This window comes from Arenibacter lacus (genome assembly GCF_008711145.1).
In the GTDB taxonomy this organism is placed as follows: Bacteria; Bacteroidota; Bacteroidia; order Flavobacteriales; family Flavobacteriaceae; genus Arenibacter; species Arenibacter amylolyticus.
Genome location: NZ_VVIN01000055.1, coordinates 1 through 25070, shown reverse-complemented (window position 1 = coordinate 25070; position 25070 = coordinate 1). Strand labels below are relative to the sequence as shown.

At 40.9% G+C, this 25070-nt stretch carries 27 protein-coding genes; 12 read left to right on the top strand and 15 right to left on the bottom strand.

The genetic code is table 11. From position 1 onward, the window contains the following. A partial coding sequence (locus F1E73_RS13750) for a thioredoxin domain-containing protein (RefSeq protein WP_223883435.1) occupies window positions 1-1058 on the bottom strand: 1058 nt, incomplete at its 3' end. A gap of 736 nt (window positions 1059-1794) precedes the next feature. On the opposite strand from F1E73_RS13750, the gene F1E73_RS13745 reads away from it, so the two are divergent. Both F1E73_RS13745 and F1E73_RS13740 read left to right on the top strand, forming a co-directional pair. Then, window positions 1795-2817, top strand: coding sequence for a sugar kinase (locus F1E73_RS13745; protein ID WP_150452232.1), 1023 nt, complete (start codon window positions 1795-1797; stop codon window positions 2815-2817). Window positions 2818-2835: 18 nt separating this feature from the next. Beyond that, entirely contained in the window at window positions 2836-3507 is a 672-nt protein-coding gene (locus F1E73_RS13740; RefSeq protein ID WP_086477586.1) for a bifunctional 4-hydroxy-2-oxoglutarate aldolase/2-dehydro-3-deoxy-phosphogluconate aldolase, read from the top strand. Window positions 3508-3552: 45 nt separating this feature from the next. Here F1E73_RS13740 and uxuA read toward each other — a convergent pair whose 3' ends face one another. Then, window positions 3553-4737, bottom strand: coding sequence for a mannonate dehydratase (gene uxuA / locus F1E73_RS13735; RefSeq protein ID WP_223883436.1), 1185 nt, complete (start codon window positions 4735-4737; stop codon window positions 3553-3555). 467 nt (window positions 4738-5204) lie between these two features. Between uxuA and nagB the strand changes: the two genes are divergently transcribed. Next, complete coding sequence (nagB, locus tag F1E73_RS13730; protein WP_150452230.1) at window positions 5205-7133, top strand: glucosamine-6-phosphate deaminase; 1929 nt, start codon at window positions 5205-5207, stop codon at window positions 7131-7133. A gap of 96 nt (window positions 7134-7229) precedes the next feature. Here the strand turns inward: nagB and F1E73_RS13725 are convergent, their stop codons facing one another. The 3 genes from F1E73_RS13725 to F1E73_RS13715 form a co-directional block, all read right to left on the bottom strand. After that, the gene (locus F1E73_RS13725) at window positions 7230-8087 is read right to left on the bottom strand and encodes a hypothetical protein (protein WP_150452229.1); all 858 of its coding nucleotides are present in this window, start codon (window positions 8085-8087) and stop codon (window positions 7230-7232) included. Between the two features lie 23 nt (window positions 8088-8110). Then, a complete protein-coding gene (locus tag F1E73_RS13720) occupies window positions 8111-10174 on the bottom strand; it encodes a TonB-dependent receptor (RefSeq protein ID WP_150452228.1) in 2064 nt (687 codons plus the stop codon). An 86-nt stretch (window positions 10175-10260) separates the two neighbouring features. Next, a complete protein-coding gene (locus tag F1E73_RS13715) occupies window positions 10261-10635 on the bottom strand; it encodes a hypothetical protein (protein ID WP_150452227.1) in 375 nt (124 codons plus the stop codon). 450 nt (window positions 10636-11085) lie between these two features. Here F1E73_RS13715 and F1E73_RS13710 point away from each other — a divergent pair, with 450 nt between their 5' ends. The 9 genes from F1E73_RS13710 (at window position 11086) to F1E73_RS13670 (ending at window position 15897) form a co-directional block, all read left to right on the top strand. Further along, a complete protein-coding gene (locus F1E73_RS13710) occupies window positions 11086-11520 on the top strand; it encodes an RrF2 family transcriptional regulator (protein WP_086477583.1) in 435 nt (144 codons plus the stop codon). A 136-nt stretch (window positions 11521-11656) separates the two neighbouring features. Then, the gene (locus F1E73_RS13705) at window positions 11657-12595 is read left to right on the top strand and encodes a tryptophan 2,3-dioxygenase family protein (RefSeq protein ID WP_150452226.1); all 939 of its coding nucleotides are present in this window, start codon (window positions 11657-11659) and stop codon (window positions 12593-12595) included. Further along, on the top strand, window positions 12573-12872 hold the full coding sequence (locus F1E73_RS13700; RefSeq protein ID WP_150452225.1) for a cupin domain-containing protein: 300 nt from the start codon (window positions 12573-12575) through the stop codon (window positions 12870-12872). Before F1E73_RS13705 ends, F1E73_RS13700 begins: the two co-directional genes overlap by 23 nt. A gap of 1 nt (window position 12873) precedes the next feature. Continuing rightward, complete coding sequence (gene ric, locus F1E73_RS13695) at window positions 12874-13599, top strand: iron-sulfur cluster repair di-iron protein (RefSeq protein WP_150452224.1); 726 nt, start codon at window positions 12874-12876, stop codon at window positions 13597-13599. A 245-nt stretch (window positions 13600-13844) separates the two neighbouring features. After that, window positions 13845-14198 carry a DUF488 domain-containing protein gene (locus F1E73_RS13690; protein WP_086477579.1) on the top strand — a complete coding sequence of 118 codons (354 nt, stop codon included), beginning with the start codon at window positions 13845-13847 and terminating at the stop codon, window positions 14196-14198. A 56-nt stretch (window positions 14199-14254) separates the two neighbouring features. Further along, window positions 14255-14719, top strand: coding sequence for a hemerythrin domain-containing protein (locus F1E73_RS13685; RefSeq protein ID WP_086477578.1), 465 nt, complete (start codon window positions 14255-14257; stop codon window positions 14717-14719). 21 nt (window positions 14720-14740) lie between these two features. Next, the gene (locus F1E73_RS13680; RefSeq protein ID WP_086477577.1) at window positions 14741-15025 is read left to right on the top strand and encodes a hypothetical protein; all 285 of its coding nucleotides are present in this window, start codon (window positions 14741-14743) and stop codon (window positions 15023-15025) included. A gap of 52 nt (window positions 15026-15077) precedes the next feature. After that, window positions 15078-15401 (top strand): 2Fe-2S iron-sulfur cluster-binding protein, encoded by a 324-nt coding sequence (locus F1E73_RS13675; protein WP_086477576.1) that lies wholly within the window; start codon window positions 15078-15080, stop codon window positions 15399-15401. 100 nt (window positions 15402-15501) lie between these two features. Beyond that, window positions 15502-15897 carry a group III truncated hemoglobin gene (locus F1E73_RS13670; RefSeq protein ID WP_086477575.1) on the top strand — a complete coding sequence of 132 codons (396 nt, stop codon included), beginning with the start codon at window positions 15502-15504 and terminating at the stop codon, window positions 15895-15897. 16 nt (window positions 15898-15913) lie between these two features. On the opposite strand, the gene F1E73_RS13665 is transcribed toward F1E73_RS13670, so the two are convergent. The 10 genes from F1E73_RS13665 to F1E73_RS13620 all read right to left on the bottom strand — a co-directional run bounded on the left by F1E73_RS13665 (window position 15914) and on the right by F1E73_RS13620 (window position 24733). After that, a complete protein-coding gene (locus F1E73_RS13665; protein WP_150452223.1) occupies window positions 15914-17146 on the bottom strand; it encodes a hypothetical protein in 1233 nt (410 codons plus the stop codon). A 62-nt stretch (window positions 17147-17208) separates the two neighbouring features. After that, entirely contained in the window at window positions 17209-17991 is a 783-nt protein-coding gene (locus F1E73_RS13660; protein WP_150452222.1) for an ABC transporter permease, read from the bottom strand. Window positions 17992-17996: 5 nt separating this feature from the next. Further along, window positions 17997-18695: an ABC transporter ATP-binding protein gene (locus F1E73_RS13655; protein ID WP_086477572.1), complete on the bottom strand. Its 699-nt coding sequence runs from the start codon at window positions 18693-18695 to the stop codon at window positions 17997-17999. Further along, on the bottom strand, window positions 18692-19930 hold the full coding sequence (locus tag F1E73_RS13650; RefSeq protein ID WP_150452221.1) for a nitrous oxide reductase family maturation protein NosD: 1239 nt from the start codon (window positions 19928-19930) through the stop codon (window positions 18692-18694). Before F1E73_RS13650 ends, F1E73_RS13655 begins: the two co-directional genes overlap by 4 nt. Then, a complete protein-coding gene (locus F1E73_RS13645; RefSeq protein ID WP_086477570.1) occupies window positions 19930-20226 on the bottom strand; it encodes a cupin domain-containing protein in 297 nt (98 codons plus the stop codon). Before F1E73_RS13645 ends, F1E73_RS13650 begins: the two co-directional genes overlap by 1 nt. A gap of 59 nt (window positions 20227-20285) precedes the next feature. Further along, a complete protein-coding gene (locus tag F1E73_RS13640) occupies window positions 20286-20747 on the bottom strand; it encodes a nitrous oxide reductase accessory protein NosL (RefSeq protein WP_150452220.1) in 462 nt (153 codons plus the stop codon). Window positions 20748-20792: 45 nt separating this feature from the next. Further along, window positions 20793-21404: a hypothetical protein gene (locus F1E73_RS13635; RefSeq protein WP_086477592.1), complete on the bottom strand. Its 612-nt coding sequence runs from the start codon at window positions 21402-21404 to the stop codon at window positions 20793-20795. Window positions 21405-21521: 117 nt separating this feature from the next. Next, complete coding sequence (nosZ, locus tag F1E73_RS13630; RefSeq protein ID WP_086477568.1) at window positions 21522-23480, bottom strand: Sec-dependent nitrous-oxide reductase; 1959 nt, start codon at window positions 23478-23480, stop codon at window positions 21522-21524. Between the two features lie 33 nt (window positions 23481-23513). Beyond that, window positions 23514-24095, bottom strand: coding sequence for a fasciclin domain-containing protein (locus F1E73_RS13625; protein ID WP_086477567.1), 582 nt, complete (start codon window positions 24093-24095; stop codon window positions 23514-23516). 134 nt (window positions 24096-24229) lie between these two features. After that, a complete protein-coding gene (locus F1E73_RS13620) occupies window positions 24230-24733 on the bottom strand; it encodes a c-type cytochrome (RefSeq protein WP_150452219.1) in 504 nt (167 codons plus the stop codon). Window positions 24734-25070 lie beyond the last annotated feature (337 nt).

Sequence of the window (25070 nt, the reverse complement as noted above, 5' to 3'; positions counted from 1 at the left end):
ACAGCTTTTAACTCCTCTTCCGTCCATATATAGAACTTCCCTTCTTCACCCTCACTATCGGCATCAATTGCGGCATAATACCCTCCTTCCGGACTCTTCATCTCACGGTCTAAAAAAGCAATGGTTTCCTGAACCGTATTTTTAAACAAGGGATCCTTGAACACCTTGTAGCCTTTGGAATAAAGGCTCAACAATTGGGCATTATCATACAGCATTTTCTCAAAATGGGGAATTTTCCATTTAGAATCGGTGCTATACCTATAAAATCCTCCTGCCAATTGATCATACACGCCGCCCATTGCCATCTTATCCAAAGTAAGCTCTACAAAAGCCTCCGCATCGGGATCTTCGGCCAAAACGGAATAATCCAAAAGGAAATCTAAGTTTACAGGGGTCATAAATTTCTGATTCCCTTTATTGCCGCCCCATCGTTGGTCCCAATTAGGCTTCCAATTCGTTACGCCCTCCTTTAACACATCCTGGGTTAAGACCCCTAAGTCCGAACTAGGCGATATTAGATTCACCTCCTGAATACCCTTGGCTACCATATTGGCATACTCATTGGCTTTCTCCGGATCTTCTTTGTACAATTTACTGATTTCAGTAAGCACCTTACTCCACTGCTCTTTGGTATGGTATGTTCCGCCATAAATAGGCTTCCCATTGGGAAGGGTAATTACATTTAATGGCCACCCTCCGTTGCCTTTCATCAATTGCAGGGCAGTCATATATACATGGTCTACATCGGGACGCTCTTCCCTATCTACCTTTATATTGATAAAATTTTCGTTCATTATTTTGGCTACCTCTTCATCTGCAAAAGTTTCCTCTTCCATTACATGACACCAATGACAGGAGGAGTACCCCACACTCACCAATACCAATTTATCTTCCTTTTCTGCCTCCTCCAAAGCAGCGGGACTCCAAGGTTTCCAGTTTACCGGATTATGGGCGTGTTGTAAAAGGTAAGGACTCGTTTCATGAATTAGGTCATTGGTATACTTATGGTCTTTGTTCTGACCTTTCCCATTAGAGCAGGAAAAGAATACAAAAGCCATAGGTAACATTAAATTATTTATAGTGACTCTCATTAGCTGTTTGGTTGTAATCATATTAATTGGTGGCAATAAAATTTAGATAATTCGCTTATGCTCGACAAAATACAGGTTTTTGAATTATGTACCACACAGACGGTGGATTTCTTTCCGCAAATTCATTTTTCAGTTTTTAGACCCCTGCGAACAAGGATTCGACTTTGCACGACTTTAGTGCTTGCCCCAGTCTATACCATATATAGCTAGAACTATGCGATTTCCAATATGAGGGCTACACCTCAAATTTTCAAACATCTCTCCACAATCACCGATATTATGGTGCCTGGGGGTTGAAAGGCTGTTATACCACTACCCCAACTATATAAGTGGAGTTTTACCTCCTCTCCTGGCCCCATACCTTTCTTGTAATAAAGATACCACTTTAATGCTTCCGAAGAACGGCTGTATTAAGAAGCGAAGCGTTACCATTGGAGGTCATCTAAAAATAGAATTCTTAATAAATAAAAGGTATAGGATTTGGCATTAACTGGCCGATTGTAATCCGATGAATAGTATCTATTAAATTAAGAGGTATATGTAGTCCTAATGACTTTTACACGGGGCGATGCATTTATAATTCCACTGAATCACCTTCAGTTCTTTTACATTTACCACCTAATTTGTTGTAATAAATAAAAGTCTAGGTTTCTTTTAATATAAGGGTTTACCTTAGTATTTTTATGACTTATACTAATTTGCAATGAAGAAAGTAGTCACCTTTGGGGAAATACTCCTACGCTTATCCACAGAAAGACATTTACGATTTTCACAGTCGACCAATTTTCACGCCAACTATGGTGGGGGCGAATTTAATGTGGCCGTTTCCTTGGCCAATTTTGGGTTGGCGACCCAATTCGTTACTCGCTTGCCCCAAAACGAACTTGGGGATACTGCCCTACAGGAAATTAGAAAACACAGGGTAGGAACAGACCATATTGCCTTTGGTGGCGACCGATTAGGGCTTTATTTCTTGGAAACTGGAGCAGGTTCCCGTGGCAGCAAGGTGATCTACGATAGGGAACATAGTGCCATTTCCCAAATAGAAAAAGGGCATATAGACTGGAAGGCCGTATTTGGCGATGCCCAGTGGTTTCATTGGAGCGGAGTAACTCCCGCTATCTCCAGTAATGCTGCAGCCGTTTGCTTGGAAGCCGTACAGGTGGCCCATAAAATGGGACTTACCATTTCTACTGATTTAAATTACCGATCTAAACTGTGGAAATACGGGAAGGAACCCAAGGATATAATGCCTCAACTTTTACAATACAGTCATGTTATCCTTGGCGACTTGGACACCGCCTTTTTTATGACGGGACAAGAAAAAAAACAACCCAACTATAAAGACACCTCCTCTTTACCGAAGCTCTACGACCAACTATTTACAAGCTTTCCCAACCTAAAATGGGCGGCTACCACCCTACGCTACTCCATTAGCGCCTCTCATCAAAAAATTGGCGGACTCCTTTATGATGGGAAAGCCATCTATAGAGCAGCAACCCAGGAGGTAAACCCGGTAATAGACCGAGTAGGAAGTGGCGATGCCTTTATGGGCGGATTGATTTATAGTTTGATAAAAAATCCACAGGAAAAACAACTAGCCATTGAATTTGCCACTGCCGCCTGTTGCTTAAAGCATACAATTTCGGGCGACTTTAATTTGGCAACCCTAGAAGAAATTACAACATTGGCCGGGGGGAACACCTCCGGAATAGTAAGCCGATAACTACCTAATATAACCAGCATGTCACAATTTTCCAGAATAGAAATTGCCTCCTTAATGAACGAAACGGGACTTGTCCCCTTATTTTACCACCCTGATATTGCCTTAGGCAAAGAGGTGCTAAAAGCCTGTTATAAGGGAGGTGCCAGATTGATTGAATTTACGGCGAGGGGCGATTTTGCCCATGAGGTTTTTGCAGAACTCAACAAATTTGTCATTCAAGAACTTCCAGGATTGGCCATGGGCGTAGGCTCTATTACGGATGCCGCTGCCGCCTCCCTTTATATGCAAATGGGAGCCAATTTTATTGTTACCCCTTCCTTAAGGGAAGATATCGCTATTGCTTGTAACCGTAGAAAAGTATTATGGAGTCCCGGCTGTGGGTCCTTGGCGGAAATAAACAAAGCAGAAGAAATGGGCTGTGAAATTATAAAACTCTTTCCTGGAGCCAATTTCGGACCCGATTTTATAAAGGCCATTAAGGGACCACAACCTTGGACTAGTGTAATGCCCACCGGTGGTGTTACCTTGGAAGCGTCTAACCTTAAGGCCTGGTTCCAAGCAGGGGCCACTTGCGTGGGCATGGGCTCCCATTTAATTAGTAAAACCGTACTAGAACAAAAGGATTATAAGGGATTGGAAGAGACCGTAAGGAACACTATGGGCCTCATTAAAGAGGTAAGGCCCCTATAGACTCCCGTAGCTGCCCTGCCAATTTCCATGCTTGGTACCGCCTTTTTAATTAGGGGCGGCAGACCGTCTAATCCCCATTTCCAGCCCACGGAGCTCTGCCAGTCCCCTTAGTCGGCCTATGGCCGAATACCCCGGGTTGGTTTCTTTTCTAAGATCGTCTAACATCTTATGTCCGTGATCTGGGCGAAATGGCATTCGTATATCCTTTCTTCCGGCGGCTTTGCGTTTTTGTTGTTCGGCAATTAGGGCTTTTAGCACTCCAAACATATCCACATCCCCTCTTAGGTGGTCGGCTTCATGAAAATTGCCATCCGCATCCCGTTCGGTACTCCTTAGGTGCATAAAATGTATGCGATCTCCCAAGCGTTCTACCATCCCCACCAAGTCATTGTCTTCCCGTACTCCAAAAGACCCGGTGCAAAAGGTGAGTCCGTTACTGGGGCTATCTACCGCCTTAAACAGTTCCACAACATCTTGTTCTGTACTCACTACCCTAGGTAATCCCAGAATAGGATACGGAGGATCGTCTGGATGTATACACATCCGCACCCCTTTTTCTTCGGCAACAGGGATTATGTGCTGCAGAAATTCAATTAAATGCTGTTTTAATTCTTTGGGACCAATAGCCTTATAAGTAGCTAATATTTGATTGAACTCCTTTAGGGTATATCCTTCTTCCGCGCCAGGGAGTCCCGCTATGATATTCTGGACCAGGGTCTTTTTATCCGCATCCGTAAGGCTATCTAAATAAGTTTTTGCGGCCTTCTGCTCCGTCTCAGAATACGCTGCTTCTGCCCCTGGCCGTTGCAATAGAAAAAGCTCGAAGGCAGCAAAGGCCATTTTTTCAAATCGCAAAGCAGTGGAGCCATCTTCTAGCTCATAATCCAGATCGGTCCTTGTCCAATCCAACACCGGCATAAAGTTATAGCAAATGGTATCTATACCGCAACTCGCTAAGTTGGCAATGGTGGTCTGGTAGTGCTCTACATATTGCATATAATCGCCCCGTTGTGTCTTTATATCCTCGTGTACGGGGACACTTTCTACCACGGACCAACGTAGTCCCGCCTTTTCAATCATTTCCTTTCTGGCCAGAATCTCTTCCCTAGCCCACACTTCCCCATTGGGAATATGATGAAGGGCGCTTACCACTCCAGTAGCTCCCGCTTGTTTAATATCCATTAAGGAAACAGGATCCTTAGGCCCGTACCATCTCCAAGTTTGCTCCAATGTTAATTCCATAAATCCATTAAAATAGGCGGATTTTACTCCCCTATGTTCATTACTTTTGAGTAGACAGTGCCAAGATAAGTCAAAAATAACGGATAAAAAAAGTCGCTTTTAAAGCAATTCTTCCTTTAAAAATTGATTCGCCATCGCCTTCTTAGGTGCTAATTATTGAAGTATACCCAATAGATAACCTAACTGAGTGACCAAGATATCGCTGCTGATCATGGAATGCGACTATTGATCTAAAAATATAGTTCTACCCCAGGTACAACCAGGGTATTTTACAGGCTAATTAGAGCAATTTTAAGGTGTATAAAGTGCAAAATTAGTTAGAACCCTAACCAAATAATGCTAATTCCTTATTTATCTACTGTTTCGGGCAAAAACAGGCGCCATAATTTAAGCATTTCAATTGTTTACCGTACTTTTATAGATTAAACAATAACGAATAAAAAATCGTATTATAAATGATTAAGAGTAAAATCGACAAGGCAACCAGTTTTGAGAAACGGTTTGAAAATGTAAACACGGTAATCTTTGAATCCTCAGAAATTGCCTCCAAGGCAGTAGCCGCAGATATTGCAGCACTGATCAGGGAAAAGCAGGATGCCAACGAAATGTGCGTTCTTGGACTTGCTACGGGTTCTTCACCGAAAAGATTATATGCGGAGTTGGTGCGCTTGCACAAGGAAGAGAACTTAAGCTTTAAGAATGTTATTACTTTTAACCTGGACGAATACTATCCGATGGAGCCAGACGCCATACAGAGTTATGTGCGTTTTATGAAAACTCTTTTGTTTGACCAAGTGGATATTGACCCAGCAAACTGTCATATCCCAGACGGAACCCTTTCCAAGGAAGATATCGCCGATTACTGTAAGAAATTTGAAGCCAAGATTGATGCATTGGGAGGTATAGACTACCAGATCTTAGGAATTGGTGGAAATGGACATATCGGTTTTAACGAATCGGGATCCTTACCCAACTCCAAAACCCGTTTGGTAACTTTAGATCATATTACCAGAGTTGCTGCAAGCAAGGATTTCCAAGGCTTGTACAATACGCCAAAGACTGCGATCACCATTGGTATTAAGCAAATTATGCAGGCCAAGAAAGTGGTTCTATTGGCTTGGGGAGAAGGAAAAGCAAATATTATTAATAAGGCGGTGGAAGGCCCCATTACCAAGCAGGTACCTGCCTCCTACCTACAAGATCACCCCAATAGCGTCTTTGTTACAGACAAGGGAGCTTCTTCTCTACTAACTAGGGTAAATTCTCCTTGGATTGTTGAGAAAGTTAATTGGGATGCCAAGTTGATTAAAAAGGCAGTGGTTGGTTTAGCTACTAAACTAGGGAAACCAGTGCTTATGTTGACCGAGGCAGATTATATTGAAAACGGAATGAGCGACCTATTAACAGAGGTAGGGGATGCATACGATATCAATATCCGAATCTTTAATAAATTACAGCATACCATTACAGGTTGGCCAGGCGGTAAACCAAATGCAGACGACACTAACAGGCCAGAACGCGCCAATCCAGCTAAAAAACGTGTGCTTATATTCAGTCCCCACCCCGATGACGATATCATCAGTATGGGAGGAACCTTTATGAGATTACACGACCAAGGGCATGAGGTACACGTAGCCTACCAAACCTCTGGTAATATTGCGGTAGCCGATGATGAAGCCTTAAGGTTCTCCAATTTTGTGGTAGATTACAATCGTACTTTCGGTCTAGAGGACAACAAGTCCCAAGATATTTACGAAAAAGCGAACAAGTTTATTCAAAACAAAAAGACCAGTGAAATAGATATCCCAGAGGTAAGGGAGATCAAAGGGATGATCCGTAGAAGTGAGGCCAAGGCAACCTGTCATTACGTTGGTCTTCCCGATGAGCGTATTCACTTTAACAACCTTCCCTTCTATGAAACGGGAACGATTGAGAAAAACCCATGGGGAGAAGACGATGTTAAAATCACCATGGATTTAATTAGGGAGATTCAGCCACATCAAATCTATGCAGCTGGAGATTTAGCAGATCCACACGGAACCCACAAGGTTTGTTTAGACATTATCTTTGAGTCTCTAAAACGATTAAAACCAGAATCCTTTATGGACGACTGTTGGGTTTGGTTGTACAGAGGTGCATGGCAAGAGTGGGATATTGAGGATATAGAAATGGCGGTACCAATGAGCCCAAGTCAGGTTCTTGCGAAGCGATACGGTATCTTTAAACACCAGTCTCAAAAAGATGGCGTTGTTTTCCAAGGTTCGGATTCCAGAGAATTCTGGCAACGAGCAGAGGATAGAAACAGTGAAACTGCCACGAAGTATGACGAATTGGGATTAGCGCATTATGCCGCTATGGAAGCTTTTGTGAGATACAAGTTTTAAGCATCCATTTATTTATAAAAAAGAGGCTGTCCTAATAGGGCAGCCTCTTTTGTTTTATGGGATTCATTTTTCCTTCTCCTCCCTTCGGGGCCCCACTTAAAACTCCACCTCAAAATACAAGCTACTGGCTTCTTGCTCATCCGTTATTACCTCTCCCTTTATCGGCTCATCACCTTCATTGAAAAGGACCATATTTATTTTCCAATACCCGGTCATGGTCAGGGACAGCTTTCCGAGGTAGCTTTTGGTAGCCGAATCATACATCAGGTCCTCATTATTGGGCGAACCATGATTCCCCATACTGGGCATCCGCGGATCCAGCACCACCTTATAATCCTCCACTATGGAGAAAGAGGTCGTGTTCTCCATTTTAAACAACAGCGCTTTAAAATCGTTTACTGCAACTTTAGGGGTTTGGGGTGCTACCATTGCCAGTACATATTTGTTCTCATCGGCCCCCATAAAAGTAGCAACCCGTTGCCTTTTATCCTTAGGAGCTAGCACGTCTATGGTTTTAGTAATTTCAAATTCGCTCCCAGCTAACTCATAGTTAAAGGTGAACTCCCAGAATTCCTCCGCATTCCCCGGCATTTGGAAAACTACATACCCCCTAGCAATGGTATTGTTGTCACCATTTAGGACCAAAGCGGATGTAGGGCTGGAATGCGCCATCCCCTTCATATGCATCATGGGTATCCATGATATTTTAGGATCGGAAAAATAAGTTCCCGTGGCCTGGTCCTTAATACGAACCATTATTTGGTTATAGCCAGTAATAAAATTTTCGTTATCCGAATACAGCTCTATGATATGTCCGTTCCCTTCCATAGTTGCGTTAAGCTGATAGGACGCCATGGGATCTACCTCCAATACAGCATCTTCGCTGTCTGAAGTGCATGATACCAAACCGATACTTAGAATTAAAGAGGTCAATATTAATTTTATAACTTTCATATTTGTGTGTTTTTTTATTGTTATTAATTGATGGTGTATGATAGGGTTACATGGAAATTACGTCCCATTCTAGGGATGTTTTTCCAATCTGAAAAGGTGAAATATCGTTCGTCGAAAATATTTTCCACCCCCATTTTTGCAACCAATAAATCATTATTGAAGTCAAACGACTTCCCTAAAGAAAGCGAGAATATTGTATATGCTTGGGTTTTATCCTCTCCGTAGTGGGGGTTGTAATGTTGTTGTTTACCTGCCCCGTTTATACTTATGGCACCCGTTACAGCGCCCTTGCGGTAACTAAGGTTGGTCCGATAGGATATAGGACTCATAAAAGGCAAATTCTCACCCTTGTAATCTACCCCACGGTGATAGGTTACTAGCCCGTTCCACTTAATTTGAGGAAAAGGAGCATATTCTAACTGTAAAGAGGTGTTGAAGAGATTGGCATGCTCTAGATTCCTATAAACTTTTACCCCTTCTGCACCAATAGTCATAACACTCAGGGAAGGATCTACTACTCCAATGATATAATCCGGGGTTTGGAAGTAATTGGCTTCAGCACTTACTTTAAACTTGGATTTTTCCCAAACGAGCTTTGCATTGATTTCCATAGATTTTTCATTGGCCAATTCCGGATCCCCTATATAATCGTGGTTATCAAAACTATTATATAAATAAAACCCAAACCCCTCGGAAACCGATGGGGCCCTATCGCCATAAGATAGTCCTACATGCAGCTGCCATGGCTTCCACATTTTATGCCACTGTCCAGAAATACTTTTAAGGAACCTCGTTTTGGATTGGTGCATTTCCGGATAAAATATCCTTAAACTGTTCAGGCCAAATTCATCCGCCACCAGTTGATTCTGCACCGCCATTCGGGTAGCTAATTTTAGCATACTCCCCTTAAGATCCACTTCATCCTCCAGATAAAATCCTGCATTCCCCGTGCGTACATCTGGCCAAGTAAGCATAAACATAGGCAACTCATTTGGATCATTGGGGTACATGGTCATCTCTGCCAGAGACTTGTTATAGTAGCCATCCAGTTTAAAGAAAAGGCTATGTTTTTTGTGATCCAGTTCCGCTTCCGAAAAAAATCCATAGGTCTCGCTCCATCCGGGCATATCCATATGAATGGGCACATTGGGACGCTTGGTATCGTCCATCACATGGGTAATGGTATTAAAATATAATTTGGAGTTCCAATTGCTCCAATTGCCCCTTAGGGAATCTTGCTGAAAACCCAAAGAAGTAATAATCCCTTGTGCCAAAGAAACATCCATAGGCAATGCAGGATACCCAACATCCCTAGCTTCATCAAAAATTAGGCTTGCGGTGAGCGCCTGATTCTCGGCAATCTTAAAACCGGAATTGATAGCTAGGTTGTATTTTTCGAACTGCGAAAAAGCGACCTCCTCTCCCCCACCAGCACGGTAATTACCAGCTTTCCGATAGCTTACATTGGTGTCCATGTAAAACTTGGAATTAGAAAAATCTAACTTGGCCGCCCAAACGTTCATTTCATTATTGCTTTCGAATCCAGTTTCTAATTGTCCGCGGATTCCGGTATCCCTAAAATTGCTTTTTTTCAATTCTAGGTCTATGGCTCCCCCAATAGTAGTTCCGTGTTTAGCTCCCTGCTGACCGGAAGACACGGAAGCCTTCCCCAAATTGGATACCTCCACATAGGAGGTGATGGGGTCCATCTTATCCGTACAGGCACCAAATATCTTCATGCCATCTATAGTTATGGAAAGTCGCTCAGAAGACATGCTGTTCAGGCTAGGTTCCCAAGCGTAGGCGCCCCTTTTTATCATTTGGACCTTTTTAGAAGATTCCAAGTATTCATCCAAGGTTGCAAGCGGCTTGTTCCGACGCTGATAATTGTTGGTTCTGCGTGTAGAAATCAAGATAACTTCATCCAAGTTTACCGTTAAAATAGAATCTTGGGGTAACACCAATTCTTGCCCAGTACTAGTTGCCATCCATAAAATGACAAGCCACTGGGTTAACCGTTTAATGGTAGGTTGGCACCATGCCATAGGTATAGTACATACCTTATGGACACATTTTAAAATAATCATGTATCGGTATTTAGATAAAACAATTTGTTAGACCTTGGCACACCATAGGATTGCAAATCCAACAGTGTTCCAAGCAATAAATTGAATTATCCCAGCTCTGGAGGCTGCACAATATCTGAGGTAAATAATCTAGAAATTAAGGTGTCATTCGGTTTAAAGTTGTTCTCCAACGAGCGGATACTAACATTTAAACTACAATTACTTATTCCTAAGTCTTTATCATTAAAAAACTGAATATCGGTAAGCAAGCGCTTACCGTCGAATGGATTTTTATCCTCACTTTCCGACTCCTTTGCCAGTTGCTTGGATAAATAACATTTTCCATCACAGTTTAAGGCGGGTCGAGCTCTATTTTCACATAAATTCTCTACAATATAGTCGTAGTTCACCATGTATTCTGCCAACGGCCAGAACGGCTTGATAAGCATAAGCACAGTGACAAATAATACGACTTGTTTCATGTATTCATGTACAAAAGAAAGGCCTGTTTATAAACGCTAAAGACAGCCCTCTGACAATAATTTGCAAAGTTATAAGAATTACCCTATTTAAAAAGCTGACAAGTATCAGCTAATCGCAATTATTGCCCAGAATTCAAAAAAATGATTAACAGATCCCTTATAAAAGATTATCTACACGCCATCTATACCTTGTTGACTAGAAAAAAGTCTTACTATTTCACCCTTCCCTCTATTTAAAGCTTACTTATAAAATGAATTGAAATACGCTTACCCCTGCCAAGCTATTCTCTTAACCCGAGGGTGAATTGGTTTCAGTAGTTATATAAGGGGTTTTACTTGAGCGTACTAATTAACACCTACCCCCATTTTAGAAAGATATATTTTAATTAGGATATTTTTGTCCGAAATAGAATTTTCATCTATATTTGTACCAATCTTAAATTCTTCAGTATGTTTTCCAAAGCGTGTGAATACGGTATAAAGGCAACTCTATTTATTGCTCAAAAATCCTTGCACCAGCAGCGTGTAAGCCTTAAGGAAATTGCTTCGGAAATAGATAGTCCCATAGCTTTTACCGCTAAGATATTACAGTCCTTGGCCAGAAGCGGTATGGTAGATTCACACAAGGGTCCAACCGGAGGTTTTGAGATGGATAGGACCAAAATGGATACCATTACACTATACGAAATTGTGCACGCCATAGATGGCGATCAAATCTTTCACGGTTGCGGATTGGGATTAAAACAATGCGATGCCAATCACCCCTGTCCGGTGCATGAAAAATTTGTTGTGATCCGAGAAAACCTTACCCAAATGCTACAAAACACCACTGTTTATGAGTTAGCCTCCGGACTGGATATAGGGTTAACCTTGTTGAAACGATAAATTATTAAAGATATAATGTTGATTGCTATATTGGCAACAAATAATAAAGGACAAAAAGGTATTAATATCTATATAAAGAAGATGAAATGACTCCTTACAAGTATTTAAATCAGCAAACCGAATTTAGTAGTTAGCTATGGACCACACCCTGAATAAAATAGTAGAAAAGTATAGGGAGTTGGGAGAAAACCCTGAAACCTATTTAAAAGGATTATTACATGCCAAACCCATTACTTATTGGGACTATATAGAGGTAGACACCCTACTTTCCCTTCAAAAGCCAAGGACCCATTTTAAGGACGAATCCGTATTTATCATGTACCATCAGATAGCAGAACTTTTTTTAAAAATGATGCTTCATGAGCTGGAACAAATAGTATTGGAAAAAGAGCCTAGCGCTAATTATCTGGAAATTAAATTAGACCGACTCATAAAATATACCTCCCTCTTAATAAATTCTTTCGACATTATGAGAACTGGGATGGACTACGAGGACTACAATTCCTTTAGATATACCCTTACCCCAGCAAGCGGGTTTCAATGCGCACAGTTTAGGCTGATAGAACTCCATTGTACCTCCCTATTAAATTTGGTAAGTAAATCCTATACCAACCAACTTTCTACAAAGGCTGACTTTATGGAATGTTTCGAACATATTTATTGGAAAGATGCAGGAATAGATCGAAAAACAGGTGAAAAATCATTGACATTACAATTGTTTGAGGAAAAATACCTCCAAAAACTCACAGATACGGCACTTACCCTTAGGGGTAATACTTTGGAGGATAAAATTAAAGCCCTCCCCCACTTACCGGACCCACTAAAACATAAACTCCGAAGATTTGATCACCTATATAATGTGGAATGGCCGTTGGTTCACCTGCATACGGCAGAGCATTATCTAAATAGCAAAGGCGAAAATAAAGCTGCCACGGGAGGATCGGAATGGAAAAAGTATCTACACCCAAAATATCAACAGCGTAAATTTTTCCCAACGTTGTGGACAAAGCACGAATTAAAAAATTGGGGAACTAACGTTAAAACCAAATGCCATGGAAGTATTGAACATCCCTGAATTCACCCATAAAACGGTGGGTAAGTCTTTAAAAATAATGCAAATAAATGCCTTGGCCGGGATGGATATGCCTGCCCACCACAACACCAAGGAGGCAGTGATAGTAGTACAGGAAGGAGAAGTACTCCTAAACACCCCACATAAGAAGCATTTTTTGAAAAAGGGTGATACGCTATTGGTCCCTGCTTTTGTGGAGTACCGCCTGAGTGTATTACAAGACTTTAAAGCAGTTGCCATAATGACTACAACATCTGAAATAAACTTTAACTATATATAATATGGAGAATTTAATGAGCAAACCCATTGGAGAAATAGTAGCCGACAATTATAAGACGGCTCAGGTATTTAAAAGCCATAAAATAGATTTCTGTTGCAAGGGAAACAGAAGTGTATTGGAGGTGGCCGAGAAAAACAAGCTGGACGCCAATCTTCTCTTAAAGGAATTACAATCGGTACAACAACAGACCCATGGGGACCAAATAGATTTTACTGCCTGGCCCCTAGACCTTCTTGCCGATTATATTGAGAAAAAACACCACCGGTATGTGGAAACGCAAATCCCCATTTTAAAGCAATATTTATCCAAACTTTGTAGGGTGCATGGAGAACGCCATCCAGAATTATTGGAGATAACCCAACATTTTAATACCAGTGCCGGGGAATTGACCAAGCATATGAAAAAAGAGGAGCTAATAGTATTCCCTGCAATCCGTAAAATGGTACGAGCAAAGCAAACCGGGACTGCGCTAGATCCAATACCTGTTGGCACTATTAAAAACCCCATTCAAATGATGATGCAAGAACACGAAAACGAAGGAGAGAGGTTTAGGGTGATAGAAAAATTAAGTGACAACTATACGCCGCCGGCCGACGCATGCAACACCTATAGGGTGACTTTTTCACTGCTTCAGGAGTTTGAAGAAGACTTGCACCAACATATCCATTTGGAGAATAACCTGCTTTTTCCCAAAGCTGAAATCTTAGAAAAGGAATTAATTGATTAAATTGTAGCTAATAACATTCTATTTAGTCTAGCACATTGATGGTATGTGGCACGGTCAGAAAATTATTGGACGACAATCCGTTAAGTTCTAAGACCGTGCCGCAACAGTCCATAGTTAGCTCCCCCTACTTAATGATTACCACAAGGTACTTGCTTCTATGTCTGGTTAAAGTTTGTACTAAGGTGTAGCCACCCGAAAGCGAATGTTATTTCCCCCAACCCAGAGATACAAGGGATTAAAACGAAATGAAAAAAATACGAATAAAACGAATTTACGATGCGCCATCGGAGAACGATGGGCAACGTATTCTAGTAGATCGGATCTGGCCCAGGGGAGTTAGTAAGAAAGACGCACAATTGGATGATTGGATACGTCCCCTAGCACCCTCGGATTCCCTGAGGAAATGGTTTAACCACGACCCTGATAAGTTTGAGGAATTTTCCGAAAAATACAGAAGCGAACTTAAGGGAAAGGAGGATGTACTGAGGGAATTGCGAGAAAAAGCAGAAAAGGCTCCCCTTACCCTTCTATACGGTGCCAAGGATACAGTACATAACCAAGCAGTAGTGTTACAGCACATTTTAGAAGAACCCCAATAAACTGGAAGTAGAGTCAAACAACCTAAAGAACCTAGTCCGCATCTAAAAAACATCACATGGAAAAAGCAAAACCTATTAAAAGACATAAGGCAATGCAGCCTTTAAGCAGGGAACACCACCAAGGATTATTGCTGTCTTGGAAAATAAGAACAGGCTTTTCCAAAGGTGTTTCCGTGGAGCGGATAAAAACCTATTTAAACTGGTTCTTCTCCACCCATCTAATGCCTCATTTTGAAGCGGAGGAAGAATACATTTTCCCCATATTGGGCAATGAGCACGAGCTGGTAAAAAAGGCAATTTCCCAGCACAGAAGGTTAGAGCGGCTATTCAACACTTCCGTAGATCTAAAGAGAACCATTCTACTTATTGAGGAGGAACTACAGGCACATATCAGGTTTGAGGAGCGAATCCTTTTCAACGAAATTCAACAAATAGCAACCACATCCCAATTGGATACTATTGCTAAGCTACACCCAGACACCAAGTTTACCGAGAATACCTCGGATGTTTTTTGGAAATAGAAAACAACTAATATGAATCTTATGAAAATTTACAACGAATTACTTACCGAATTTAAAAAGGGGCAAACAGGATATTCAACCATCGCCATCATTGGTCAAAGTTGCCTGGGATCGGTTGCAGTAATGCTAGCCCTTAAAAACGAAATGCCCATCGCCATAAGGTTTTTCATCGTTTTAATGGTTACCATTCTCTGTATGGCTTACAACGCAGCTGTGTTGGCTCATTTAAAAGCGAAAACAACTTTTAACCTACTAATCATTAGCGTACTATTTAGCATTGTCACCATTGCCTTAAATATTATTTAGGTGGCCTTATAGAAATACAAGACCTTTGCCCCATCATAAAACAACTCCCTCTATGTACTCCCTAACCTATTTTGACGAATTTGGAGACCAATGTACCGCCAATTTCACAACCCATGAATATCACAGCCTCATGGAGTTGTTATTTGATAAGTATATGGAGGAGTGGGGCGATTGTAAAGGAAGGGCTTGGTGCGGCACCTGCCATATTAAAGTATTAAAAGGAACCCTCCATGAACCTATGGGAGAAGAGGAAAAGCACACACTTTCCAAATTGGAAGACTCCACCAAGGCAAGTCGGTTAGCATGCCAAATTCCACTAAACGCTGCACTAGACAAACTTGTAATAAAAAGGGTAAGTGAGCATTTGCAGGACTAGAATAAAGGGCATGGATTTAATGGGATTAGGTTTACAATTTCCTCACTCGGAAGATCCCCTGTATATTTGAAGCAGACAAGAGAATACAACAACACAACGCATGACAACAAAAAGAGAGATTAAAGAAAGGAAAGATGTTAACCTACTAGTAGTCAGCTTTTACAATAAAATTAGACGACATGAAACCCTAGGTCCTATTTTTAATAGTATTATTACGGATTGGGACAGTCACTTGGAATTGCTCACCGATTTTTGGGAGGGCCACCTATTACTGAAGCGAAAATATATGGGCAACCCCATTGTAGCTCATCAAAAGGTAGATGACAAAATGAACCATAGCATAACGCAGGAACATTTTGGACTTTGGTTAAACGAATGGTTTGAGACCATAGATGAGCTTTTTGAAGGAGAACTGGCTTGGGTGGCTAAAAATAGGGCCCGCAAAATGTCTACCATGCTGTTTTTACACATTTATCAGCATAGAAGTAGGGTTTAAAAGGACTACCCTCCCCTTAGATCTGCTTAACAATAGGCTTTTTCTTGTACTTGTTAGATTGCCACAACATTAGCAGTATCGCTAGGGGAATTAAACCACTTCCCACCGCCAAATAAGTTAAATATCCATCCCATAAGGGCCATCTCATCCATGCTACCACTCCCTTGTAAAAGATGAGGGTCTCCGTAAAGACAAAGCCCATCAGGTAAATGGCAAAAGATAACTTGGTGAGTTTAATCAACCTAAAATACTCCAACACAAAAAATAGCCCCATACTGATTACTCCCAGAAACGTCCAGTGTAAATAGCCTATAGTAAAGTCTAGGATGGTGGCTGCCAAGTTTGCAAAATAAGGCAAGGTACTTAGCAATTGTAATATCATTTTAACTCCCAAGAGAAGGGTTATTACCAATAACACCCTAAATTGACTTTTGGTGAATATTGAATAAAGGATACTTCTATTCGTATAACAAAATTGAATCAATAGCCACAAAGCCAGAAGTTGCAAAATAGCCCCTACACCTCCCATAAAATATAGAATCCAACTTGGTTCTATCCAGAGGGCAGAAAGAAAAACGCTCAACACCATCCCACTAACCACCGTCCATAAAAATGCCGTAAATGTCTTTTGGGTTATAGTAATTCCGTGTTTTTCCAAAATATAGAGGCATAAACCGATCAGGGCTAAAATCATCCATCCATTATATTGAAAATGCAGATAGAAATAGATGGCCAATTTATACCAAATGGATTCGGGTCCCAATAGGGTCATAATAGGGCCTAAAGCCCAGGGGCCTACACTGGAGCCAACCATAAACCACAGGGCTACAACAATGCAGCGATAGGAATGGGTCTTTTTAATATATGAAGGCACATTTTTAATAAAAAATCCGGTAAACCAATAGGAGGCCACTAAAAACAGCGTCGAGAAAATAATGGAAAACAGCGCGTATCCCTGAAAAGGAAAACTTAACAGCATCCCCACCAAAGACAATTGGGTGAACCAGAAAATCCTTTTATACCTCCTATCCAGATTCCGGTTGCTTAGATAGATATGGAATAAAAGGGAAGTTAATCCAATATAAACCCATCCCAGCAAAGCGATATGGGAATGTGTATGTACAATATACCGGTAATTGATAGGGATGGGTATTGGGGAAACAACATAGGTACGCAACAGCACCCCCAATAAGGCGGCCAATAAAAAATAGCCTAGGGACCCGTTGATATGTGCTTTAATGGAAATCAATTGTGATAGGAAATTGCCTCAATTATTAATTAAAGATATTTATAAAAGCACAATAACGACACTTAAAAATCTTTTCTCTTGGATTTATATCCCAAGCGCCAAACCGGAATCAAGGTCCATAAGCTTAGCATAATCAGCGATATTACGACCCCCAGATTAGTACCGAAAAATTGCTTAAAGATAGCTCCTGTATATCCCAAAAGGGCAGAGATGTCCAGTTTTAAGAGAATAAGCGTCCTGGATAGGTCTATGGGGTTAAACATCGTTGCCATCAAGGAAAAGTTATCCAAGGGATATTGTTCAAAAACAATCAAGGACATTAGGAAAAGTCCATCGTAGATCACTGCCAAAAACAACCATGACAATACCGCGTACCCAAATCCTTTTATCTTATTCTCGTTAGACAGGGCAATATTAAAGGCCAAGGCCGTAAAGATCATGGTTAAAAAGGCGCCGGTAATAAGCAATAGGGAGAAATCCCAAATGGCATTACTTTCAAAAAGCCCATATAGTGCAAAGGGGATCCCCAATCCCAAAACCAAGCTCATGGTAAGGGAACCGGCTACACCAAGATATTGACCAAAAAATATGGAGGATCGTTTAATGGGTTGGGCCAATAACAACTCCGTAAACTCCTTGGAGTTATAAAAGTACATCACCCCAAAAATTGTCCCAATTAAGGGTACCAGCACAATTATAACGTTCATTAAGGTTATGACGGCCTTGGATAGCTCGTTGTTAAGAAACAACAAAACAAAACCTAATAGGAGGTAAAAAAGGAAATATACGTAGCTCCAACGGCTTCGCATTAAATCGTAAAAGCTATATTTTAATATTTTTATCATGTTGGCTAGTAGGTTGATATGGCCGCAATGGCATGTTCAAAATTAGTCTGTTTGGTTTTCACCTTTAAGTCGTTTATACTCCCTTTAAAGTAAATCTTCCCTTCTAAAAGATAGACCACCTCATCGGATACTTCCTCTACAAATTGCATGATATGGGAAGTTATTAGGAAGGTTTTCCCTTTTGCCTTTTCCTCAAAGATCAGTTCTTTTAATCTTATGAGGGCCAGAGGATCCAAGCCATTGGTAGGTTCGTCCAGGATAATCAAGGGACAATTAAACATAAAGGCCAGTACAATATTTACCTTTTGTTTGGTACCCCCCGATAAATTGCTCAGCTTCTTATCTAAAAATGGCTCCAATCCAAATCGGGCTATAAGCTGTGCTTCGTCACTGGGCATTTGCCGTATGTCCTTAATCATCTCAATCAATTCCAAAACCTTTAGGTTGCCCGGGAAATTGGCAATTTGGGGCAAGTAATTTATCTGTTGACGATATTTCCATTGATTTTTTACGGGGGAGTCCATCACGGAAATAATCCCCTTATCCGGAATTACCATCCCGAGCACCGTTTTAATCAAGGTTGTTTTTCCAGACCCATTGGGTCCTAGAACCGCAAAAATGCTGCCTGCGTGAATATTAAGGTCCAATCCCGTCAGGACCGGATTTTTCCCAAATTTCTTATGTAGGTTTTCTACCTGTATCATTTATTTCTTTTCATTAATGGTTTTGCATCTACTAAATTATCCGGAGTAAATACCGGGGATACTTTTTCGGAAAAATCTATGATATCCATAAACAGGCTCCTTAAGAGAATTATAGTCTCTGGAGTCCGATTTACGATATAGGAAAATAATTTCACTGGCCTATAGGGCACATCCCCAAAACCATCCCTATCTAAGTCGTACCCCGTATAATCGCTCCAATAGTTTTTCTCAAAAACATTATCGTGTAGATTTCCGTTATAGGCCAGGTCAAAGGAATTGTAAAGGAAATTATTATTGGTAATGGTATTGGCATAACAGGCTCCGCGTACTTTTATGGCCCAACCGTTACTAATAAAATCATTATTCCTATAGACTATTCGGTTAGAGCCCTCTATACTAATCCCTACGGTATTCTCCTCAAAAGTATTTCCAGATATTTCGGCATCGTTTATTTCCTTTAACAGCAAACCAAAAGAGGCAGTACCCCAATTTTTTTTAAAGGTATTGCCGTGCATATCTATCCTTTTAGAAAACATTACCGCTACCCCTGCCCCATTGTTCTCAAAGGTGTTCCCTTTATATACATCGTCATTGGAAAACATAAAATGTAGTCCGTACCTAAGATTATTACCGCTATAATTATGTTCTATGGTTATAAAGTCTGAAAACTCCAAATAGATGCCATCCCTTACATTCTGAATGGAATTATTGGCAACCACAATATTTTTGGAATACCATAACTGTATTCCATTTCCTGAGTTGTACTCATCTTTAGCATCCCCTTGAATGGTGTTATTGAGTACCATCCCATTTTTAGATTTTTCCAAATAAATGCCAAAAAACAATTTTTCCAATTTCACATTTTGGATTAAAAAATCCTCACTCCCAATAACTCGTATGGCTGCATAGTCTGAGGTGTAGCTAGTGCCCACATTCTTGATAACGAACCCGTCAATAGTAACGTTATTGGCCATTATCTGAATTATCTCCCCTTGCTCCCCTCCATCAATTATGGGATTGCCTTCTCCCATTAGGGTCAACGGTTTGTTTATTTTGAGATTAAATTCGTTATAGGTTCCATTTTTGACTAAAACGGTATCAAAATCGGACGCCTGTGATATTCCCTCCTGAATGGTCTTTATAGGACACGTTTTACATACCGTTATGGTAGAAGCCCAGGTTTTGACGCCTATCAGAAGCATAATAATAACAAAGAACAACTGCTTTTTCCCCATTATCGTACAATCAAGAATTTAGCGTTTTCCTCTGCGGAAACCCAATGTACTATCTCTTTCGGGAAGCTGAAAAGTTGATGTTTTCCCAATACATAGTTTTTGTCCTCGATATGAAAGTTGATTTTTCCTTCCAAGACAATTAATTGTGCCTCCGTAGGGGAGGTGTGCTTGGGAAAAATAGCTCCTTTTTCTAAACTTACCCCCAATATTTCAACCGAAGGCGTTTTCACCAGCTTTTGCACTTGCAATTGCTGATGCTTTTGATCTCTTATTATATTGTTAATCTTGTATGTCATATATGCTGTTATAACTGTTTGAAGTACTCCTGCCTTCTACGCGAAGGTGTACCTATTGATTATCGCTCCATATTACTAGCAGAATTGCTATAATCTCCAAACACAAATTTAAGCTGCTCCCAATTAAGCTTATCTCCCTTATGCGTTATCCAAGCCTCTTCCTGTCCTTCCTGTGTTCCAAAGGCGGTTAAGTATGCTCCCATGGGACTCGGTATCCCTTCACTAATTAAATAATAGGCCTGGGTGGCATTGATTAATGCACCTGGGTTGGAATAATCATTTACTAGGAAAAGAGCGATATCCTTACTTTTAATATCCATTAGATAATTTAGCATACACTCTGTAGCATCAAACTTATACGCCTTCCCTTTATCCGTTACTATTTGTGCCGCATGCTGCCTATCTACAATGGTCATCCTACAAAAATGGCAGCCATCCGTACCATAGACTATTGGTTGTGGCTTAATACTACAGGAAGTAATCAATAGCAGTAAGAATAGGGAAAATAAATACTGGTTCATGTTTTTTATTTTTATAGGAGATCGCCTTATCAGAGTCATATCGGTTTACTTTTTATTACTTTTTTTATACCCTAAGTATCCTGCCACCAAAGTGAGCAGCATTCCTAGAAACATTAGATAGCCTCCTGCACTGGGCAATGAGGTAACATCGAAATTCAACATTTTTTCATTCCCTAATAAGGGTGGTTTATAAGTCATGGGCGTCCCATCTGGATGGGTAAGTTTCATTATGGCTCGAGGATCGAGGTCGGTACCATAATCGGTCATCCAAGCATTAAAATCGTACATACCTAAAAGTCCTAAAACAGCCATCAGTACAAACCAACCAAAAAACCATCGATAGCTTACTTTTTCCATAAACCCCAGCAAGCCTATCATTACCCCAAAGAATACCATTGCCCCTACTACTATTGGAAAAACACTAAACTCCCACATCTCTTCTGGCTTAGGGATGGTCTTCATCCCTATGTAGTGATTTAAGCCATCTATGTTTTGGATGTCAAATTCCTCCACTCCTTTAATTCCATTGATATATATGTTCATTCCCATCGGCTCTGGATATTGGGGTGCTCCAAGCATAATATTCCACAAGGGAAAAGCATAGAGTCCCAACAATAACAGTGGCCCGATGATCATAAATACACTTGCTTTTTTCATATCATTTTGCATTAATAATGGCTAGTCTTTTTTTGGGTGGTGTACGTTCTAGATTTTCTAAAAAAAGCGGGCAGTCCGTAAACATCGCCCGCTTTTTATCTATCCTATTATTTGGGGTTAATCTCCAAGGGACCAACTAAGTTCCAAATCAGAATCTGCGGGGGAAACCCTTACATATCCTTGCATTTCTTGGTGAAGTGCAGAACAGAAATCTGTACAGTAGAAAGGCCATACCCCTACTTTTTTAGGCTCCCATAATAAGGTCTTTGTTTGCCCTGGTGCAATTAACAACTCTGCATTGGTAGCACCTATCATAGCAAAGCCGTGAGGTACGTCAAAATCCTGTTCCTGGTTGGTGATATGGAAATACACCTCATCCCCTACTTTAATCCCCTCAATATTATCTGGTGTAAAGTGGCTTCGGATGGTAGACATATACACATGTACCACTTTTCCGTCCCGTACCAATTTAGTATCATTGGCAGTTAAGGCTGCATAAGGATGCTTGTTTTCAGAAAGTTTATAGATTTTTCTGCTATTAGCAATCAATTTCTCTGCAGGGATACCAGCTGCATAATGCGGTTCCCCATGGGTTGGGAAATCATACAACAACTCCATCTTATCTCCAGATATATCGTACAATTGTGCAGAGTGCTCCATTTCTGGTCCAACGGGTAGGTACCTATCCTTGGTAATCTTGTTCATGGAAACATAATATTTTCCAAAAGGCTTTTGTGAGTTTCCACCAGGAATCATTCCATGGCCTACAGAGTAATAAGAAGGCTGTCTGTCTAATACTTCCCAGGTGCCCAACTTCCATTTCACTACCTCAGAGGATATAAAGAAGGTGGTATAGGCATTTCCTTTTCCATCAAATTCGGTATGCAAGGGACCTAGTCCGGCTTGGGTAACTACACCTCCTAGCACTTCCTCAAATTTTAGAATAGGGATTCCGTAAGCCTCTCCATCAAATTTTTCGTTCTCTATAGCATCTATCATATTGGTGAAGGAATGCACCGTTAAATCTGCAGACAATTTCCCATTCCCAATTATATACTCTCCAGAGGGATCTACATCACAACCGTGAGGGGATTTTGGGGTTGGTAAGAAATAAACCGCACCAGGCACTTTGGTAGGATCTACGGTTAATACCTCTTTCTTCATGGTAGAAGTAGCCGTATGGGTATGTTCATCATAAACGTTATGGGCATACTCAGCAGGCATCATGGTACCGCCACCATTGTTTACATATTCTTCAATTTTCTTCCAGTTTACAGCCGCAATGAAATCCTTGTCGTTCTGAGAGGAATTCACCTCCATTAACGTATTGGCTTCCTCGGTATTATAGGTGGTAAAGAAGAACCATCCGTGCGACTTATTTCTACCGGGATGCGAGAGGTCATAATTGAACCCAGGCATCATCAATTGAAATTTAATATCCATTAGGCCCGTTTCGGGGGCTACACTAATAAAGGATATAGCTCCTTTAAAGTTTCCTTTATAATCCTTTATAGGCATATCTCGCTGTGGTACAGGAACCGAAAATCTTGTACCCGCTACCACATATTCTGTGTTTTCCGTAATAAAGGAAGAACTGTGGTTCCCTGCACTGTTAGGCACTTCTATAATTTCTACCGTTTCAAAAGTGGTAAGGTCAATTCTAGCAATCCTCGGGGTATTGTTACCGTTGATAAATATCCATCGCCCATCTAATTCCCCATTGGTTTGGGAAATATCCGGGTGGTGGGAATCATCCCATGGCACAAATCCAAAAGAAGTGTTCAGCATGGGCTTAGTTTCTTCCGAATAGCCATAGCCGTTGGTGGGAAACTGTGAAAAAACTGGAATTTCCTTGAACATTCTTCCAGAAGGCAGTCCGTAAACTGTTAGGTTACCGGTATATCCGCCAGAAAAGAAGGCATAGAAATCGTCGTACTCCCCAGGTGGAACGTAGACCCTATCTGCGACACTGGATCCCAAAGCCCCTTTGGCTCCGCTTTTCCCTTGGTTATTACAGCCGGTCATTAGTGCAAACACTCCCAGCAGTCCAAAAAATAGATATTTATATTTTCTCATAATGGTTTAATATTTAATTATTCTTGTTTAGTATTAATCTTTAGTAGGTAATAGTACCTTATCCACTACATGTACAATTCCGTTACCTGCAGGGATACTGGCTATTATTTTGGCACCGCCAACAAACACATCGTCCCCTTTTACTTCCACAGCAACGTCTTGGTTGTTTGCCTGACCAAGTTTTTTAAACTTTTTCAAAAAATCCTTGCTGTAATTGCCTGGGGTAACGTGGTATTTTAAAATATTGGCCAAGGTCTCCTTGTTTTCCGGTTTTAACAGATCTTCTACCGTGCCTTCTGGCAAGGCATCAAAGGCATCATTGGTAGGGGCAAAAACCATGAGGGGTCCGGCATTTACCAACACATTTTCCAATTCTGCTGCCTGCACGGCCGCCACCAAGGTGGTATGGTCCGATGAGCCTATAGCAATATTTAGCACGTTGGGCGTAGACCCATCATCCTCTATAAAAGCCTGGCCCTGTTTTGCCTTTATTCCCGTTTCCGTAGTATTGGAAGATTCCGTAGTGGAGGCCTTATCCCCATTTTTACAAGCGGATACAAGACCCAGCATTAAAAATGTTATAGCCCATAATTTAAAGTTGACAATTGGTTTCATATATAGATGTTTATTGTTTTATGATGGTTATACCTCGGCTCTCCTACCGTTGGTAGGTTAACTTGCTATGCGGCTGTCAAGTACACATGTCTCTATTCGTGATGGCGACCAGTTTTTAGTTATGATTAGTTTACTTATAAGGTTCTAAAATACTCTACCACCGCCCTGGCTTGTTCTTCGGTTAGCCCTTGGTTAGCCATGGGTGATCCGTTAAACTCCATGAAAAGCGCTTTGGCTAAGGGGTCTTCTTTTACCATGCCTTCCGGGTTTAAGATCATATTCATAACCCATTCTGGAGTACGTCTTTCCATGATACCATCTGGGGCCGGACCTATAAACTTTTTACCGACCCTATGGCAGGCCAAGCACATTTGATCATAAACCTCCTTGCCCATTTGGGCCATCCCCTGATCTATTTCTGCCCCCAGGGTAACAGAAGTTATGGGACCTACCCCTTTATTGGTAAGGTCTACGGTCTCGGAAGCCTTCACCTTGGAAGCCTCTGGTGTTACTGGTTTTTCTGTTTTGGCCTTAGCCCTATCTACACTAAACCCGTCCTTTTTTTTCTCTTCTTTACCACCACAGCTCAAGGTTATGGCTGCGAGAAGAACTACTGCAATCTTAAAAGTTAATTTCATCTCATTTCTATTTTTAATGGTTAGCAATACTGCTGTTGCGATAAGTTGACTTCTAAATCTAAATGTCTATTGGGGTACTTATCCGTTTGTTTTAACTTTATTTTAGGACAAAATTAAGATGCCTTCTCAGCATATAACATGATAAAAATCATATATCGGACTTTAAAGTCCGATTTAGTTGTTTTTATAGGTTTGGGTTAGATAGCAACTACACCATTTAATAATATCTAACTGATTTACAATGAAATACCCAAAATCAACTGACCCATTAATTGTTTCACTTTATCGTTTCTAGCCTATTAAAGCTGGAAGTAAGAAACAGCTAGATCAGTATTTA